At 65.8% G+C, this 15,625-nt stretch carries 14 protein-coding genes; 6 read left to right on the top strand and 8 right to left on the bottom strand.

Features of this window, described 5'->3' with window-relative positions; translation table 11 throughout:
* The first annotated feature begins 11 nt into the window (after positions 1-11).
* Positions 12-659: an aspartate/glutamate racemase family protein gene (locus CH339_RS05720; protein WP_111433444.1), complete on the top strand. Its 648-nt coding sequence runs from the start codon at positions 12-14 to the stop codon at positions 657-659.
* 329 nt (positions 660-988) lie between these two features.
* Here CH339_RS05720 and CH339_RS05715 read toward each other — a convergent pair whose 3' ends face one another.
* From CH339_RS05715 to CH339_RS05680, 8 genes are all read right to left on the bottom strand, one after another.
* Positions 989-1,798: an MBL fold metallo-hydrolase gene (locus CH339_RS05715; RefSeq protein WP_111433348.1), complete on the bottom strand. Its 810-nt coding sequence runs from the start codon at positions 1,796-1,798 to the stop codon at positions 989-991.
* Between the two features lie 118 nt (positions 1,799-1,916).
* Complete coding sequence (locus CH339_RS05710; RefSeq protein ID WP_111433347.1) at positions 1,917-2,696, bottom strand: TatD family hydrolase; 780 nt, start codon at positions 2,694-2,696, stop codon at positions 1,917-1,919.
* A complete protein-coding gene (gene metG, locus CH339_RS05705) occupies positions 2,696-4,258 on the bottom strand; it encodes a methionine--tRNA ligase (protein ID WP_111433346.1) in 1,563 nt (520 codons plus the stop codon). The genes CH339_RS05710 and metG overlap by 1 nt, the downstream gene beginning before the upstream one ends.
* 38 nt (positions 4,259-4,296) lie before the next feature.
* Positions 4,297-5,382 carry a DNA polymerase III subunit delta' gene (locus tag CH339_RS05700; RefSeq protein WP_111433344.1) on the bottom strand — a complete coding sequence of 362 codons (1,086 nt, stop codon included), beginning with the start codon at positions 5,380-5,382 and terminating at the stop codon, positions 4,297-4,299.
* A complete protein-coding gene (gene tmk, locus CH339_RS05695) occupies positions 5,375-6,043 on the bottom strand; it encodes a dTMP kinase (protein WP_111433343.1) in 669 nt (222 codons plus the stop codon). The genes CH339_RS05700 and tmk overlap by 8 nt, the downstream gene beginning before the upstream one ends.
* 140 nt (positions 6,044-6,183) lie before the next feature.
* Complete coding sequence (locus tag CH339_RS05690; protein ID WP_146610119.1) at positions 6,184-7,317, bottom strand: D-alanyl-D-alanine carboxypeptidase family protein; 1,134 nt, start codon at positions 7,315-7,317, stop codon at positions 6,184-6,186.
* A 189-nt stretch (positions 7,318-7,506) separates the two neighbouring features.
* Positions 7,507-9,078, bottom strand: coding sequence for a septal ring lytic transglycosylase RlpA family protein (locus CH339_RS24940; protein WP_244668973.1), 1,572 nt, complete (start codon positions 9,076-9,078; stop codon positions 7,507-7,509).
* A 460-nt stretch (positions 9,079-9,538) separates the two neighbouring features.
* The gene (locus CH339_RS05680) at positions 9,539-10,207 is read right to left on the bottom strand and encodes a nucleoside/nucleotide kinase family protein (RefSeq protein WP_111433340.1); all 669 of its coding nucleotides are present in this window, start codon (positions 10,205-10,207) and stop codon (positions 9,539-9,541) included.
* A 133-nt stretch (positions 10,208-10,340) separates the two neighbouring features.
* Here CH339_RS05680 and CH339_RS05675 point away from each other — a divergent pair, with 133 nt between their 5' ends.
* The 5 genes from CH339_RS05675 to CH339_RS05655 all read left to right on the top strand — a co-directional run bounded on the left by CH339_RS05675 (position 10,341) and on the right by CH339_RS05655 (position 15,577).
* Positions 10,341-11,450: a LacI family DNA-binding transcriptional regulator gene (locus tag CH339_RS05675; RefSeq protein WP_170138419.1), complete on the top strand. Its 1,110-nt coding sequence runs from the start codon at positions 10,341-10,343 to the stop codon at positions 11,448-11,450.
* 132 nt (positions 11,451-11,582) lie between these two features.
* Positions 11,583-12,920 carry an extracellular solute-binding protein gene (locus CH339_RS05670; protein WP_111433338.1) on the top strand — a complete coding sequence of 446 codons (1,338 nt, stop codon included), beginning with the start codon at positions 11,583-11,585 and terminating at the stop codon, positions 12,918-12,920.
* A gap of 177 nt (positions 12,921-13,097) precedes the next feature.
* On the top strand, positions 13,098-13,958 hold the full coding sequence (locus CH339_RS05665) for a carbohydrate ABC transporter permease (RefSeq protein WP_201240905.1): 861 nt from the start codon (positions 13,098-13,100) through the stop codon (positions 13,956-13,958).
* Complete coding sequence (locus CH339_RS05660) at positions 13,951-14,772, top strand: carbohydrate ABC transporter permease (RefSeq protein WP_111433334.1); 822 nt, start codon at positions 13,951-13,953, stop codon at positions 14,770-14,772. The genes CH339_RS05665 and CH339_RS05660 overlap by 8 nt, the downstream gene beginning before the upstream one ends.
* 40 nt (positions 14,773-14,812) lie before the next feature.
* On the top strand, positions 14,813-15,577 hold the full coding sequence (locus tag CH339_RS05655; RefSeq protein ID WP_111433332.1) for an SDR family NAD(P)-dependent oxidoreductase: 765 nt from the start codon (positions 14,813-14,815) through the stop codon (positions 15,575-15,577).
* Positions 15,578-15,625: the final 48 nt, after the last annotated feature.

Here is a 15,625-nt window from a genome sequence, read left to right as displayed (position 1 = left end):
GGGTGACCCGAGTGCTGCTCAAATGCCTCCATAGCGCGGCGAGCAACGTGGCGATCTTCGACGCCGCAGCCAGACACCTCGGACTGCCGGACGGCACGCTGGAGCATTTTGTGCGCCCGGAGCTTCTTTTTGCCGCCGAGGCGGCAGGCGGCCTGACGCCGCAGATCGCCGACGACACCGCGGCAATCCTTTCCGGACTTGCTGCGAATGCCGATGCGGTTCTCCTGACCTGTTCGACGCTCGGCCCCGTCGCCGACGCCGTTGCTCCGACATCGGCAGTGCCGGTCATCAGGATCGACAGGGCGCTGGCGGAGGAGGCGGCAGCAAAGGGCGGCACCGTCGTCGCGCTATGCGCCGTGGAGACGACGCTGGAGGCGACCAGACGGGTCTTCGAGGAGGAAGCGACAAAGACAGGCGCCACGGCCGACATCCGGCTCGTGCCCGGCGCCTGGGAGCGTTTCAGGGCCGGCGACACGGGCGGCTATCTCGCGGCCGTCGCAACGGCCGCCGATGCGGCCTATGCCGACGGGGCGTCGATCGTCGCCCTGGCGCAGGCCTCCATGGCCGGTGCAGCACGGTCCGTCAGGAACGGCCCGACACCGTTGACGAGCCCGGCCGCCGGTCTGGCCGCGGCAATGGCGCGATGCGCATCGCGGTGATGCTCCGGTGCGCAACACGACATGCCGAAGGCGCGCCAGGGACATTGGCAGCGATCACCCTGAAGAAACGGGAGGGGAAGAGCGGCGAACGTCAATCCCGGCAGCCGCAGGGCACCCTCCCGTTACCTACACACAATTCGCATAAGATATATTATGGAATATTTTTGTATGGGAAAGACGGGAATTCGGGAGGTTCTGTCGTGGCGGCGCAGCGACGTTGTGACAGTCCCCCGGATTGCCTCGGTGACATGCTCGACGTTAGGCGCGGCTCGCCCATTGTAGCGCCGTCCGACGCGGTGGAAATAAATGAACGACCGAAGACGCGGCGATCAATCGGCGGCCGGCCGCACGATCGTCAGGCCGTCAAAGCCCGGCTCGATGCCGTCCGGCAGTTCGGCGCCGAGCGTCTCGTAATCCAGATCCACATGCATATGGGTCAGGATCGTCCGCCGCGGCCCGAGGCGCCCGGCCCAGTCGACGGCCTCGGCAACGGAAAAATGGCTCGGATGCGGCTTGTGCCGGAGCGCGCCGACGATCCAGGTATCGAGGTCGCGGAGATATGGCAGCGTCTCGTCCGGGAAGTCGCTGGCGTCCGTCGAATAGGCGAAATCGCCGACACGGAAGCCTAGAGACGGGATGCTGCCGTGTATCTGGAGGAATGGCTGCATCTCGATCGCACCGCCCGGTCCGTCGATGGTCACCGGTTCAAAGGCGCGGATCCTGTGCTCTTCCAGGATCGGCGGATAGTTCGAGGCCTTCGGCATGCGGAAACAGTAGTCGAAGCCGCCGCGCACGCGCTCCGACGTCTCGATGTCCATATAGACGTCGACGCGCCGCCGGTGGTTGATCGCAAAGGCCCTGAGGTCGTCGATGCCGTGGATGTGGTCGGCGTGCGGATGGGTGTAGAAGACGGCATCGACCCAGCCGATGCCGGCATCGATCATCTGCTCGCGCAGATCCGGTCCCGTATCGACGAGGATGCGCGTCGCCACGTCGCCCGAGCGCCGCTCGATCAGCAGCGCGCTGCGCCGCCGTTTGTTCTTCGGGTTTTGCGGATCGCACGCGCCCCAGTCATTGCCGATCCGCGGCACGCCCGGCGACGCCCCGCAGCCGAGCAGCGTGAAGACGTACTCACTCACAGCCCCGCGCTCCCGTGGAGTCCTGGAACGGGCTCAGGATGGCGAAGCGCTCCTCGAACCCGCAGGGTTCGCAAGCCCGGCCGGGCGCCGCGCGAAACTGCCGTGAGCGAAAAAAAACTCAATCTCTCGGCACCTTGGCAAACAGCCGGAAAAAATTCTCCGTCGTCTCCGCGCCGATCTCCTCCTCGCTGGCACCAACCGTCTCGGCCAGCACCTTGGCGGTATGGGCGACGAAGGACGGCTCGTTGCGCTTGCCGCGCTTCGGAACCGGGGCGAGATAGGGCGCGTCGGTCTCCACGAGCAGCCGGTCGCGCGGCAGTTCGGCGGCGATTGCCCGCAGTTCTTCCGACTTCTTGAACGTCAGGATGCCGGAGAACGAGACGTAGAGCCCGAGTTCGATGCCGGCGAGCGCGAGGTCCCGGCCGGAGGAAAAGCAATGGAGGAGGGCCGGGAAAGCCCCCTTCCCCATCTCGTCCCTCAGGATCGCGATCATGTCGTCGTCGGCATCGCGCGAATGGATGACCAGCGGCAGGCCCGTCTCGCGCGCCGCGGCGATATGGACGCGCAGGCTCTGCTGCTGCGCCTCGCGCGGCGCGTGGTCGTAGAAATAGTCGAGCCCGGCCTCGCCGATGGCGACCACCTTCGGGTGCTCGGCCATGCGCACCAGATGCTCGGTGGTGACGTCCAGCTCCTCCGCCGCGTTGTGCGGGTGGGTGCCGACCGAGCAAAAGACCGGATCGTAAGTCTCGGCGATGGCGCGCACGGCGTCGAACTGACGGACGCGGGTTGAGATCGTCACCATGCGGGCAACGCCGACGTCGAGGGCCCGCGCGACGATGTCGTCGCGCTCCTCGGCGAAATCGGGAAAGTCGAGATGGCAGTGGCTGTCGACGAGCATTACTTGCCCTCTTCCGGGGTCTCGTCAACGTAACGCGGATAGACCGGCTGCGGTTTCGGCAGCTCGGTGCCGGCCTTCAGCCGCCCTGCGGCGCCGAGCGTTGCGAAGGTCCGCTCCTCGGCGCCGAGCGCCAGGAGGTCGAGCAGCTTCTCGCTCGACGTCGGCATCACCGGCTGGGCGAGGATCGCCACCTGGCGGATGATTTCCGCCGTCACGTAGAGCACAGTGCCCATGCGCTCCGGATCGGTCTTCTTCAGCGCCCAGGGCTCCTGGGCGGCGAAATAGCGGTTCGCCTCGCCGACCACCTGCCAGACCTCGCCGAGCGCCAGATGGATCTCCTGGCGGTCCATGGCGGCCCGGCATTTCTCCAGCAGCGCGTCGGTCTGGGCAAGGATCGCCGTGTCGTCCTCGGTGAGCGGTCCCGGTTCCGGCAGCACGCCACCGAGATTCTTGGCGATCATCGACAGCGAGCGCTGGGCGAGGTTGCCGAGGTCGTTGGCGAGATCGGCATTGATGCGGTTGACGATGGCGTCGTGGCTGTAGTTGCCGTCCTTGCCGAAGGGCACTTCGCGCAGGAAGAAATAGCGGAGCTGGTCGACGCCATAGGCCTTGATCAGGGAATGCGGGTCGATGACGTTGCCGACCGACTTCGACATCTTCTCTCCGCGATTGAACAGGAAGCCGTGGGCATAGACCCGCTTCGGCAGGGCAACACCCGCCGACATCAGGAAGGCCGGCCAGTAGACCGCGTGGAAGCGCAATATGTCCTTGCCGATGACATGGACGTTCGCCGGCCAGTAGGTCGAGAAAAGCGCGCTTTCGGTGTCGGGATAGCCGACCGCGGTGATGTAGTTGGTGAGCGCGTCGACCCAGACATACATGACGTGCTTTTCGTCGCCGGGCACCGGGATGCCCCAGTCGAAGGTCGTGCGCGAGACGGAGAGGTCCCGGAGCCCGCTTTTCACGAAGCTGACGACCTCGTTGCGCCGCTCATCCGGGCCGATGAAGTCCGGATTGGCGGCGTAGTGGTCGAGCAGCGGCTGCTCGTATTTCGACAGGCGGAAGAAATAGCTCTCCTCCTCCACCCATTCGACGGGCGAGCCCTGCGGGCCGAGGCGCACGCCGTCGTCGTTCACGGTGGTTTCCGATTCCGCGTAATAGGCCTCGTCGCGCACGGAGTACCAGCCGGAATATTTGTCCAGATAGATGTCGCCGGCATCCACCATCGCCTGCCAGATCGCCTGGGTGGAGCGCGTGTGGCGCTCCTCGGTGGTGCGGATGAAGTCGTCGTTCGAGCAGGTCAGCACCCGCGCCATCTCCTGGAACAGCGGCGCCTGCTGGTCGGCGAAGTCGCGCACCGAAATGCCGTGCTTGGCCGCCGTCTGGATCATCTTCTGGCCGTGCTCGTCGGTGCCGGTCAGGAACCGGACGTCGAAGCCGTCGAGCCGCTTGAAGCGGGCGAGCGTGTCGGTGGCGATCACCTCATAGGCGTGGCCGATATGCGGCGCGCCGTTCGGATAGGAGATCGCGGTCGTGATGTAGAATTTCGGTTGGTCGCTCATTGGCGGAAAACTTTCGGGAGGTCGGCGCCTGTCCAGCGCTAGGTCGACTGGGGAGATAGCGAATTTCGGGCCGCTTCCGCAAGGGTGCGGAAGGTATCGAGCACCAGTTGCTTGCGGTCGAGATTGAGGACGGCGGCCGTGCGGTTGGCCTGGTTGATGGTCTCCCAGGCCTCGCTCCAGGCAATGAGATCGCCGGCCGAGGCGCCGGCCGCGGCCCCGTCGCGCACCCGCGCCGTCAGCCAGTCGCGGACGATATCCTTGAAGGTGGCAAAGACGTCGTCGGCATCGCGCGCGGCGACCCGGTCGGCCAAGGCGTGGATCGCCGCCCGGTCCATCTTCGGCAGGCCATGGGCGATGTCCTCGAAGGCATCCCAGAGCGCAACGCCGTCGGCGCGCAGGAGCAGGACGGAACGGCGCAGGCTTCCCGAGCCGAGGACGCTAACCCTGTGCAGCGTGCGCTCGTCGATGCCGCCGGCAAGGCCAAGCGCCTGAAGCTCGCCGGCGATCGTCTCCGGCGCCAGCGGGTCGAGCGCCAGCTTACGGCAGCGCGAGCGGATGGTCGGCAGCAGCCGGCCGGGATTGTGCGAGACGACGAGGAACAGCGCGCGCGGCGGCGGCTCTTCGAGGACTTTGAGGAGCGCGTTGGCGGCATTGGCGTTCATATCGTCGGCGGCATCGACGATGCAGATGCGCCAGCCGCCCTCTCCCGCCGTCGTACCGAACAGCGACGCGGTCCGGCGGATTTCGTCGACGGGAAGCTCGGTCTTGAAGCGTTTGCGCTTGTCGTCATAGGGCCGGCGCAGGTGCAGGAGGTCCGGATGGGACCCGGCAGCGACCTTGCGCGCCGCCGGGCGTTCCGCATCGACGGAAAAGTCTTTTGCGCTTGCGACCTCCGGCGCCTTCGGATCGGGGTGGGCGAGCACGAAACGCGCCATCCGGAAGGCCAGCGTCGCCTTGCCGATACCGCGGGTGCCGGACAGGATCCAGGCATGGTGGATGCGCCCGGAGCGGTAGGCCTCCAGCAGCTCCGTCTCGGCATGCGCCTGCCCGGCAAGCCGTTGCTGCTGCCTCGGATGCGGGACGCCGTCGATGGCGTCGGCATCGAGCGGTGCGGCATCAGCCATGGCGAGCCTCCGCAGGACTGGTCCCGGCAGGCAGCTCGAGGCGCCCGGCGACCGCGGCCCAGATGCGCCCGGCCACCGTGTCCTCGTCGCCCGAGGCATCGATGACCGCGCAGCGTTCCGGCTCGTTCTCGGCAATGGTCAGGAACGCCTCGCGGCGGCGGCGGTGGACGGCATCTGCCTCGCCCTCGAAGCGGTCGGGGTTTTCATCGCCGCGCCGCGCCGCAATCCGCTCCAGCGCCACTTCCACCGGCAGGTCGAGGATGAGGGTGAGGCCGGGGCGGACGTCGTCGACGGCGATGCGCTCAAGCTCCGCCACGGTCTTGGCATCGACCCCGTCGCCGTCGCCCTGGTAGACGCGGGTGGAATCGGTGAACCGGTCGCAAAGCACCACCGCGCCGCGCTCCAGCGCCGGACGGATGGTGTTCGCCACATGGTCGATGCGCGCGGCGGCAAAGAGCGTTGCCTCGACCAGCGGCCCGAGCGCCTTGGCCTTGCCGGAGAGCAGCACCTCGCGGATCGCCTCGGCGCCGGGAGACCCGCCCGGCTCGCGGGTCGTCACGACCTCAAGGCCGAGCGTTTCCAGCCGCGCGGCCAGCCGGCGGATCTGCGTCGACTTGCCGGCGCCCTCGCCGCCTTCGAATGTGATGAACGTTCCGGCCACCTGGCTGGGTCCCAATACCTATAACGCGCGCCCGCGCACTCTCAGCCCTTATATCGACCGATCGGCCGCGCGAGGAAAGCCCCCGGCCCGGATCGGCCGCAAACGGATTGCCTTTTTGCAGAGGACCGACGGTGACGGCGTCAGTACCAGAGCCCGGCGACGGCCTCGATCAGCGCGTCGAACGCCTTGCCGTGGAAGCCGCCGATGCCGACCGATTCGCCGGCAAAGAGCGGGATCTTCTGGACCACCGCCTTGTCGCGGACGATTTCCAGATTGCCGATCGGCTGGCCCTTTTCCACCGGCGCCACGACCGGACCCTCATAGGCGATACGGCCGTGGTAGCCCTTGACGACGTTCTCTTCCAGGAAGGCGATGACGGCGCCCTCGCCGACCAGCGGCACGTAGCTCTTTTCGCCGCCGAAGACACGTGCCTCGCCGACCGTCTCGCCGGCCTCGAAAAGCCGCACGGCCTCGAACGACCCGAATGCCCAGTCGAGCAGCGCCTTCGCCTCCTTCAGCCGGGCCGCCTTGGAGGGAAGCCCGTAAAAGGCGAGGATAAGCCTCAGGTCGCCGCGCTTTGCCGAGGTCACCATGCCGAGCCGGTTGATGCTGGTGCCGCCGATGACGAGCCCGTCGACCTGGAACGACGACATGGTCAGCATCGGGTTCTTGTTGCGCTGGGTGATGTCGTTCCAGGTGAATTCCGGCTCCGCGAACAGCTTGTAGAGCTCCGGATAGGTGCGGATGACGTGGCGGGCGAGAACGGCGAGGTCCTTGACCGTGGAGTAGTTCTTCGGGTCCTCGTAGCCGGTCGGATTGACGAAATTGGAGTCGGTCATGCCGACTTCGAGACCCCGCAGGGTCATCTGCTCGCCGAAGGCGGCCTCCGAGCCGGCGATGCCCTCGGCAAGGGCGATCGCCCCGTCATTGGCGATCTGGATGATGACGCCGCGAAGGAGATCGATCACCGGCACCGTGGAGCCGAGCTCGGCGAACATGGTGGTGCCGCCGGCCGGCGCGCCGCCCGTGCGCCAGGCGTGCTCGCTGATCTTGAATTCCTGCTCCCGGCTGAGCTGGCCGCGCTTGATCATGTCGAACACGGTCTCGGCCGTCATCAACAGCGTCAGCGAGGCCGGCGGGATGCGCTCTTCGGCGTTTTTCTCGAAAAGGATGGCGCCGCTTTCGGCGTCCATGATGATCGCCTGTTCGGCCGCCGTCTCGATCGGCTGCGCCAGGGCCGCGCCATGCGCGGAAAGGATCAGGCCAAGGGCCACGACAAGGGCAACGACAGGATGGCTGGACCACAGCCTCCGGCCGGCCCGAAAGCCCGGCCGCGACACGCGAAAAAAAGAAAACGGCACGGCTCACCCGCACTTATACCGACTGTCCCCCTCCGTTTTGAACGAAATCCGGTGAGATAAGTCAATCGGCAAATGGGGCGGAACACGTCGCGGGATGTCCGATCAGCGGACCGGATGGGCGCCCGCGGCACCGAGCCGCTCGGCGACGGCAATGGCTGCACCGGTCGACACGCCGGCCTTGATCTCGGTCAGCGACAGCAGCGTCAGCGCCTCGCCATTGGCCGTGACGGTGCGCCGGTCGATGCGGCCGAGATGGGAAAGACCGCGCTCCAGCTTGGCGATGCTCTCAGGATTGCGGAAGACGCCGAGGCGGATGTCGGCCCTGGCGGCGACGGCGCGCTGGCCGGCCGCTGCGATGCGCGCTTCCAGGGTGCTGAGCGGCACCGAATCGTCAGCGACCCTGGCAATCACCTGGTAGCCCGCCTCGATGCGGTCCGGACGGGCATAGAACAGGCCGCCGGACGTGAACACGGCGCCGGCATCGGCCGAAATCGGAACGTAGGGACCGCCGACATTGGCGGGCGGCGTGGTGCCGACGGGAGCCGGCGGTACCGGCGCGGAGCTGCGGCGCAGACGCAGGCCGGTGTCGTTGGCAACGGCCTGGCGCACCGGCTGCTGGCGCACCTGGGGCTGAAGATTGATGGGATTCGACGCGACACGCACGGGTTCGGCGCGTTGGACCGGAGCGGCAGCGCGCTGCGGCTTCGCGATATTGTCCTGCCCCGGCATGCGGTAGGTCACCGTGCGCACGCGGCGTGCATCGTCGGCCGCGTTCTCGGCAAGGGCGACGGTCGCATCCGGCGCGGCGCCATCGTCCGGGCTGTAGGTGCCGGTCACGGCGCTTTGCGCGGCACCGGCCGGCTCCGGCGTCGGAGAGGCAACGGGATTTTCAAGCGAGGCCACCATCACGCCGTCCTGGCCGCCGGCAAAGGCGGACGCCGGATCGAACGCGACCTCGGTCGGCGCGGTCGCGGCCCAGAACGGGCGCGGCTTCGGCACCGGGGCCTGGGCCAGCATGACAGGCGGCACCGGGCGCGCGGGCGTTGCGACCTCGGCGGCCGCAGGCGTCTTCGGCGTGGCGCTGGCGATCATCGTGCCCGGGAAGGTGCCGCCCGGCGTCGTCTGGCCCGGACCGCGATAGGAGGCCATCAGCATGGCATGGTCGTGGCCTTCCAGCGGCGCATCGCCGACATAGTCGACCTTCACCTTGGCAACGCCATGATGCCTGAAATCGAGCAGATCGGCGGTGCGTTTCGACAGGTCGATGACGCGCTTGCCGTGGAACGGGCCGCGATCGTTGACGCGCACGATCACCGACCGGTTGTTCTTCAGATTGGTGACGCGGACATAGGACGGCAGCGGCAGGGTGGTGTGCGCCGCCGACAGCCGGTTCATGTCGTAGACCTCGCCATTGGCGGTCAGCCGGCCATGGAAGGCGGAACCGTACCAGGAGGCGTAACCGGTCTTGGTGTATTTGCGGACCTTGCGCGGCTTGTACCACTTGCCGGCGACCTTGTAGGGCTTGCCGACCAGGTAGCGACCACCGCCGGAGCGGATCTTCTTGCCGTTCTTGGCGACCCGCGGGCTCGCCTTCACGCCGTACTTCTTTTCGGAGAAATATTCCTTGGAGCGCTTGCCGCTGCCCTTGTTGTCGGTGGCGCAGGCAGCAACCATCGCGCTGACCGCAAGGACCAGGACGACCTTGACCGGAAACTTTGCGAATCGCGCTACCCCAAGCGGTGTGTCCCCCGCCGGCGCTGTCGCTGACTGGTCGTTGATGCCGTGACGCATGCCGCCCTTACTCAATACGCTGTGTCGGCCTACGGAACGCCTGACCCGCTTGTCGCGTCCCGCCAAACCGACAGCAACGTTGCCATCCGCTTTGCGGTTGATGCGCCACGTTCGGGCGCGTCGGGTATCAAGCGCCGGATGCCTCCCCACACGTGCATCCGACACCCAACATCCACGAGGACTCTTACATCATCGTTAAGGTCGCGTCGAACTCTGCCGATCGACCCGTCGACAGTGCTCCGCTTCGGGTCAAAAAACGGCACAAATGTGGTCGTTCGGACCAATTTGAGAAGAATTTGACGCATCCGCACGCAGATCCTCGGAAAAATGCGCCCGGGCGCCACTAGGACGACGATGCGTCGCAGGCAATCCTGAGATCCGGCGCCAAGCTTTCGGCCACCACAAGGCGGGCGTTCGGCAGGTCATTTTCGGCGATCTTGGCTGCGGCCTCTGCAGAACTGAGTCTTTCCCAGCGTTGCTTGAGGCGTGCTTCGAGGACCGCGATATCGCAGTCGAGACCGACCGTCACGTCGAACAGCGGGGCGAGGTCACGCCAGCGCGGCCGGTCGAGCAGCAGGTAGTTGCCCTCCACGATGAGGGTGCGGACGCTCCGGGGAATGATCCGCGCCCCGGCGCGGGCGATTTCCAGACTACGGTCGAAGACGGGGACGGCGATCCCCTCCTCTTCCGCATTCGCCTTCAGCCGGACCAGCATATGGGCGAAGCCGGCGACGTCGAAGGTCTCCGGCGCGCCCTTGCGAGCCCGCAAGCCCCGGGCCTCCAGCACCATGTCGTCGAAATGGTAGCCGTCGAGGCCGAAGACGGCCGTGCTTTCCGGGGCGGCGACATTGAGGGCGTCGGCCAGACGGTCGGCGAGCGTCGACTTGCCCGCCGCCGGCGGACCGGCCAGCGCGACCATCAGCCTGCCGCCCTCGCCGCTCTCGCCGCTCCGGGCGCCGAGCCGCCCCACCAGGTCGTCGAATGCGATCGTTTCGGCCTTTCCCAGGGCCATTTTCCGTCTCCGTCACGGTGAGGCAGGATCCGTCGTCAATTTCGCCTTGCGTTGTATACTACGGTCCTGTAAAACGTTTTTCAGTAAATCGTTTTTCTAGACCGTGATCAAGCGGCAAACGATGCGAGAGGAAATGTCCGACAAGCCGGTATCCATCCGCGACGTGGCCAAAAAGGCTGGGGTTTCCCCCGGAACCGTGTCCAACGTCCTGACCGGCCGCAAGCCCGTCAACAAGGACCTCGCCGACCACGTCCGCAAGGTCGCCGCGGATCTCGGCTACCAGACCGACCGCCTCGCCTCGCAATTGCGCACCGGCAAGGCCCAGATCATAGCCGTTCTCGTTCCCGATCTCGACAACCCGTTCTTCACCTCCATCGTCGCAGCGATCGAAGGCTGCGTCAGCCAGGAGAATTACGAGATCATCGTCGCCAATTCCAATGACGACGAGGAGACGGAGCGCTCGCGGCTGGCCGCCATCCTCGCCTGGCGCCCGGCCGGCATCGTCGTCATTCCCTCCACCGACCGCTTTCCCAACCGCGACCTCATCGAGCGCGCCGGCGTGCCCTATGTCATCGCCGACCGCGTCACCCACAGCCCGCAGGCCGACACCGTCTCGGTCGCCAATGAGGAAGCCGGCGAGATGGCCGCGCGCCACCTCCTGGAACTCGGCCACCGCCGCATCCTGCTCGCCGCCTCCGTCCTCGGCCTTGGCAACATGCGCGAGCGCTGCGCCGGCGCTGCACGGGTCATCGAAGCGGCAGGCGCGCCCGCGCCGGAAGTGCTGGAGACCGGGCTCACCTTCGATGTCGCGTCCGAGCGGCTGTCGAAATGGCTCGACGGCCACGAACGGCCGACCGCGATCATCGGCTTCACCAATTTCACCACCCTCGGCGTCCTCACCGCGCTCGTTGAGCGCGGCATCCGCATCCCGCACGAGATGTCGGTGATCGGCTTCGACGATTACAAATGGATGTGCGCGCGGTCGGTCCCGATCACCGCCATCCGCCAACCGATCCAGGCGTTCGGCCAGGCCATCTGGTCGCGCCTGCGCAACCGCATCGACGGCGACACCGGCCCGCCGATGCGGGTCTACCTGTCCTGCGAGCTCATCGTCCGCGCATCCGCCGCGGCGATCGGGCCCAAGGGACCCAGAACCAGCAATGCAAACGATGGAAACGAACAAGACAATGTCAGGGAGATGGCCCGCCCCGATGCGGGAACGGGCGTAAAACCCGGCGCCTGACGCGCCGGCATCACACGAAAAACCGAGTCCTTCAGAAATGCCCGACGCGGCCCTTGCCGCGAACGGAGAGGCTTTGTCGATGCGGGCGCGATCGCAAAGCCGGCTACGAGCGCCCATCAATCGGAGGAAGCAATGACCAAACAATTGCTAATGGCAACGGTGGCGGCGTCGGTTGTCCTTGCCGCAGCGCCCGCTGTCGCCGAAACGGACTGGGATTCCCTGCTCGGGGATCACTCCGGCAAATCGATCAACATGATGGTCGTCAACGATCCCTATATCGAGGCGATCCGCAAGATGGAGTCGAAGTTCGAAGGCCTCACCGGGGCCGAGGTGACGACCGACGGCTTCGGCTACGACCCGCTGCACGAAAAGGAAATTCTCGGCTGCTCGCAGCAGGATGACCAGTATGACGTGCTGTTCATCGACGGCATCTGGGTCGGCGAGTTCGTCGAGGCCGACTGCCTGGAGCCGGTCGAGGATCTGTGGGGCGACACCGACCCCTCGATCATCGCCTGGGACGACTTCGTCGGCTCGATCGCCGGCCAGGCGCAATGGGACGGCAAGACCTACTGCCTGCCGGTCGGCGCCTACTGGCAGGTCATGCACTACCGCAAGGATCTCTTCGACAAGGCCGGCCTGAAGGTGCCGGAGACCTTCGAGGAGACGATGGAAGCGGCGAAGTTCTTCACCGACAACCCGGACTATCCGGGCATGTCCGGCTACGCCATGAACAACCGCCGGGGCGCGGCGGCCGGCCAGCAGTATTTCGAGTGGATCTACTCCGCCGGCGGCAAGCCCTGGGAGAGCAACTATCCGGGCTCCGAGGAACCCTATGCCGACCAGACGCCGCTGCTGAATTCGGAGAAGTCGGTGGAGCTGGTGAAATTCTTCCACGACATGGTGGCCTACGGGCCTCCGGGCGGCGAGCAGTACCAGTGGGACGACCGCTTCAACGCGTTCGCCCAAGGCAAGGTCGCCATGATCAATGCCTGGTCGGTGCGCACCCCCGGCCTCAGCGACCCGGACAAGTCCAACATCGTCGGCAAGTGGGCCTCCGCCCAGATGCCGCACGCAAAGGGCGAAAAGACCGTTCCGCCCGTCGGCGGCTGGATCATGTGCCTCAACAAGCACTCCAAGAACAAGGAAGCCGCCTGGGACTTCATGCGCTGGTTCGCCAGCCCGGAGATCCACAAGGAATGGGCGCTGATCGGCGGCGTGCCGAGCCGGCACTCGGCCTTCCAGGATGCGGAAGTCCAGCAAAAGCTGCCCTGGACCAAGGAACTCTACACCGCGGCCAAGACGGCCTGGACGGAAGGCCGTCCGCGCCATCCGCTGACCTTTGAAATGATCGATGCCATCGGCCTGCAGGTCAATCGCGCGATCATCGGCGAGGCGAGCCCGCAAGAGGCCATGGATACCGCCCAGGAAAAGGTGACCGAGATGCTGAAGTCCGAAGGCATCCTCCAATAGCCCGGCATGCAACGACCGGCGGACGCGGGAAAGGCACCCCTCGCGTCCGCCACCCCGAATGAGCCTTCAGGAAACGCGCCCGCAAAGGGCCCGGCAGAACGAGAAACCCCGATGTCGGCGAGCGAAATAACCATAGCCCGTCCCGCCAGCCGCCGGCTGGCCCGCAGCAAGGACCGCATGGAACGCCTGATGTTCCTCGTTCCCGCTGGCGTCTACCTGGTGGCGCTGACGATCTTTCCGTTCGTCTATTCGGTCTATCTGAGCCTGCACCAAGCCAAGCTGACGAAGCTGCACCGCATGCGCTTCATCGGCTTCGACAACTACGCCGAACTGTTCACCGACAGCCTGTTCCTCGATGCCTGCCGCAACATCGCGGTGCTGACGGTCGCCTCCATAACGGTGGAGATCCTGATTGGCTTCTTTGCGGCCAAAGTGTTCTTTTCCCTGCGCGAGACCCGTATCGGCGCGGTGCTCAGATCGGCATCGATCATGCCGATGATGATCACGCCGATCTGCATCGGCCTGATCTTCTCCTACATCTTCAATCCCAATCTCGGCATCGCCAACTTCCTGCTCGGCGAGATCGGCATTTCCCCGCTCGGCTGGTTCAGCGATCCGAGCCTGGCGCTCGCCACGGTCATCCTGATCAATTCCTGGCAGTGGACGCCGTTCATGATGCTTTTGATGCTCGCCGGGCTGATGTCGATCCCTGCAGAGCAGTACGAGGCGGCCGAGATCGAGGGCGCGAAGTGGTATCACATCGCCGCCTGGATCGAGATCCCGGCGATCCGCGGCATCGTCCTGGTCGGCATCATCCTCAGGGTGATCGACAATCTGCGCCTCTTCGACATCGTCTACGTGACGACCCGCGGCGGCCCCGGCTCGTCGACGGAGATCGTCACCTTCTTCGCCTACAAGCAGGATTTCCAGTACTTCCAGGTCGGCTACGGCTCGGCCGCGGCGGTCGTCATCCTCTTTGCCAGCGTCATCATCACCGCCATTACGGTGAAATACCTGCGGAGCGCCGAAGATGACTAGACGCACCCGGTCCGCCATCCTGCCGCTCATCGGCGCCCTCGCCATCACGCTCATTTTCGTGGCGCCGATGCTGTGGATGTTCCTCGCCTCGTTCAAGACCGTGTCGGGCATCTTCTCGATCCCGCCGCAATGGGTCCCGGACTTCACCTACACCGACAACTACGTGACCATGCTGAAGGACGACTGGCCGTATCTTCTGAACTCGGTCATCGTCACGGTCGGCGCCACCGTCTTGTGCGTGGTGCTTGCCCTGCCCGCCGCCTTCGGCCTCACCAATTTCCGCTTTACCGGCCGCAACTTCCTCGCCGACTGGATCCTGTCGACAAGGATGATGCCGCCGATCGCCGCCGGCGTGCCGCTCTACATGGTGTTCAACGGCTTCGGCATGCTGGATTCCATCTGGGCGCTGATCCTCGTCTATGCCGGCTTCAACATCCCGTTCGCGGTCTGGGTGGCAATGTCCTTCTTCCGCCGGGTGCCGCGCGAACTGATCGAAGCGGCCCAGCTCGAGGGCTGCTCCTGGACGCAAACGTTCCTGAAGGTCGCCCTCCCCGTCTCCAAGAGCGGCATCGCGACCGTCGCCACCTTCGTCTTCATCTTCGCCTGGAACGAGCTGCTGATGGCGCTGTTCCTGACCACGCGCGCGGCCAAGACCTTCCCGGTCGTCATCTCGTCCTACGTGACGACGGGCAACACCTTCTGGGAGCTGGTCGCTGCCGCCTCCGTCATCCAGGCGATCCCGCCGATCGTCTTCACGCTGATCATGCAGCGGCACATCGTTTCCGGCCTGACCATGGGCGCCGTCAAGGACTGACGCCCAGGGCCACGGCCATTCGTCGAAAGGAAAACACCCAATGATTCCGAGAAGAGGTGACAACCAGACGGTTCTGATCACCGGATGCTCGCGGGGTATCGGCCGTGCGATTGCCGAACGCTTTGCCGCAGAAGGATATTACGTGATCGCCAACGACCTGGACCGGCAGGCCGACGACCTCGCCGGCCTGAAGGCGGCGATCGAGGCCGCCGGCGGGCGCTGCGACACGCTGTTTGCCGACGTCAGCGATCCGGCATCGGTCGAGGCGCTGGTCTCCAATGCGCTGAAGCTCTCTCCGCGCATCGACGTTCTCGTCAACAATGCCGGCGTCCTGTCGGTCTTCAATGTGGAGGACATCGCGCCCGACGAGTGGGACCGCATCTTCGACGTCAACGCCAAGGGCACCTTCCTCGTCACCAAGGCGCTGCTTGCCCATTTCCGCGCCAACGGCAAGGGCCGCATCGTCAACATCGCCTCGGTCGGCGGCAAGCGCGGCGCGCCGGGCCAGGCCCACTACTGCGCCTCCAAGGCCGCGGTGATCCGATTCTCCCAGATCCTCGCCCAGGAAGTCGCCCATGACGGCATCACCGTCAATTCGGTCTGCCCCGGCATCATCGATACCGACATGGGCCGCAACAACTACCCGGACGAGGCGTCCCTGCAGGCGGTCAAGGACAAGACCGCGCTCGGCCGTCTCGGCTACCCGGAAGACGTCGTCGGCGCGGCGGCCTTCTTTGCCTCCGACGACGCCGCCTTCATCACCGGCCAGGCCCTCAATGTCTGTGGCGGCATCCTGTTCGACTGACCACACCTCCCCGGTCGCTCCACAGGAACAAACGAAAAGAATGAAAGG

The sequence above is a fragment of the Rhodobium orientis genome, assembly GCF_003258835.1.
GTDB classification, from domain to species: domain Bacteria; phylum Pseudomonadota; class Alphaproteobacteria; order Rhizobiales; family Rhodobiaceae; genus Rhodobium; species Rhodobium orientis.
Note: the sequence above shows the minus strand (reverse complement) of the source record. Positions and strands in the feature narration are given on the sequence as shown.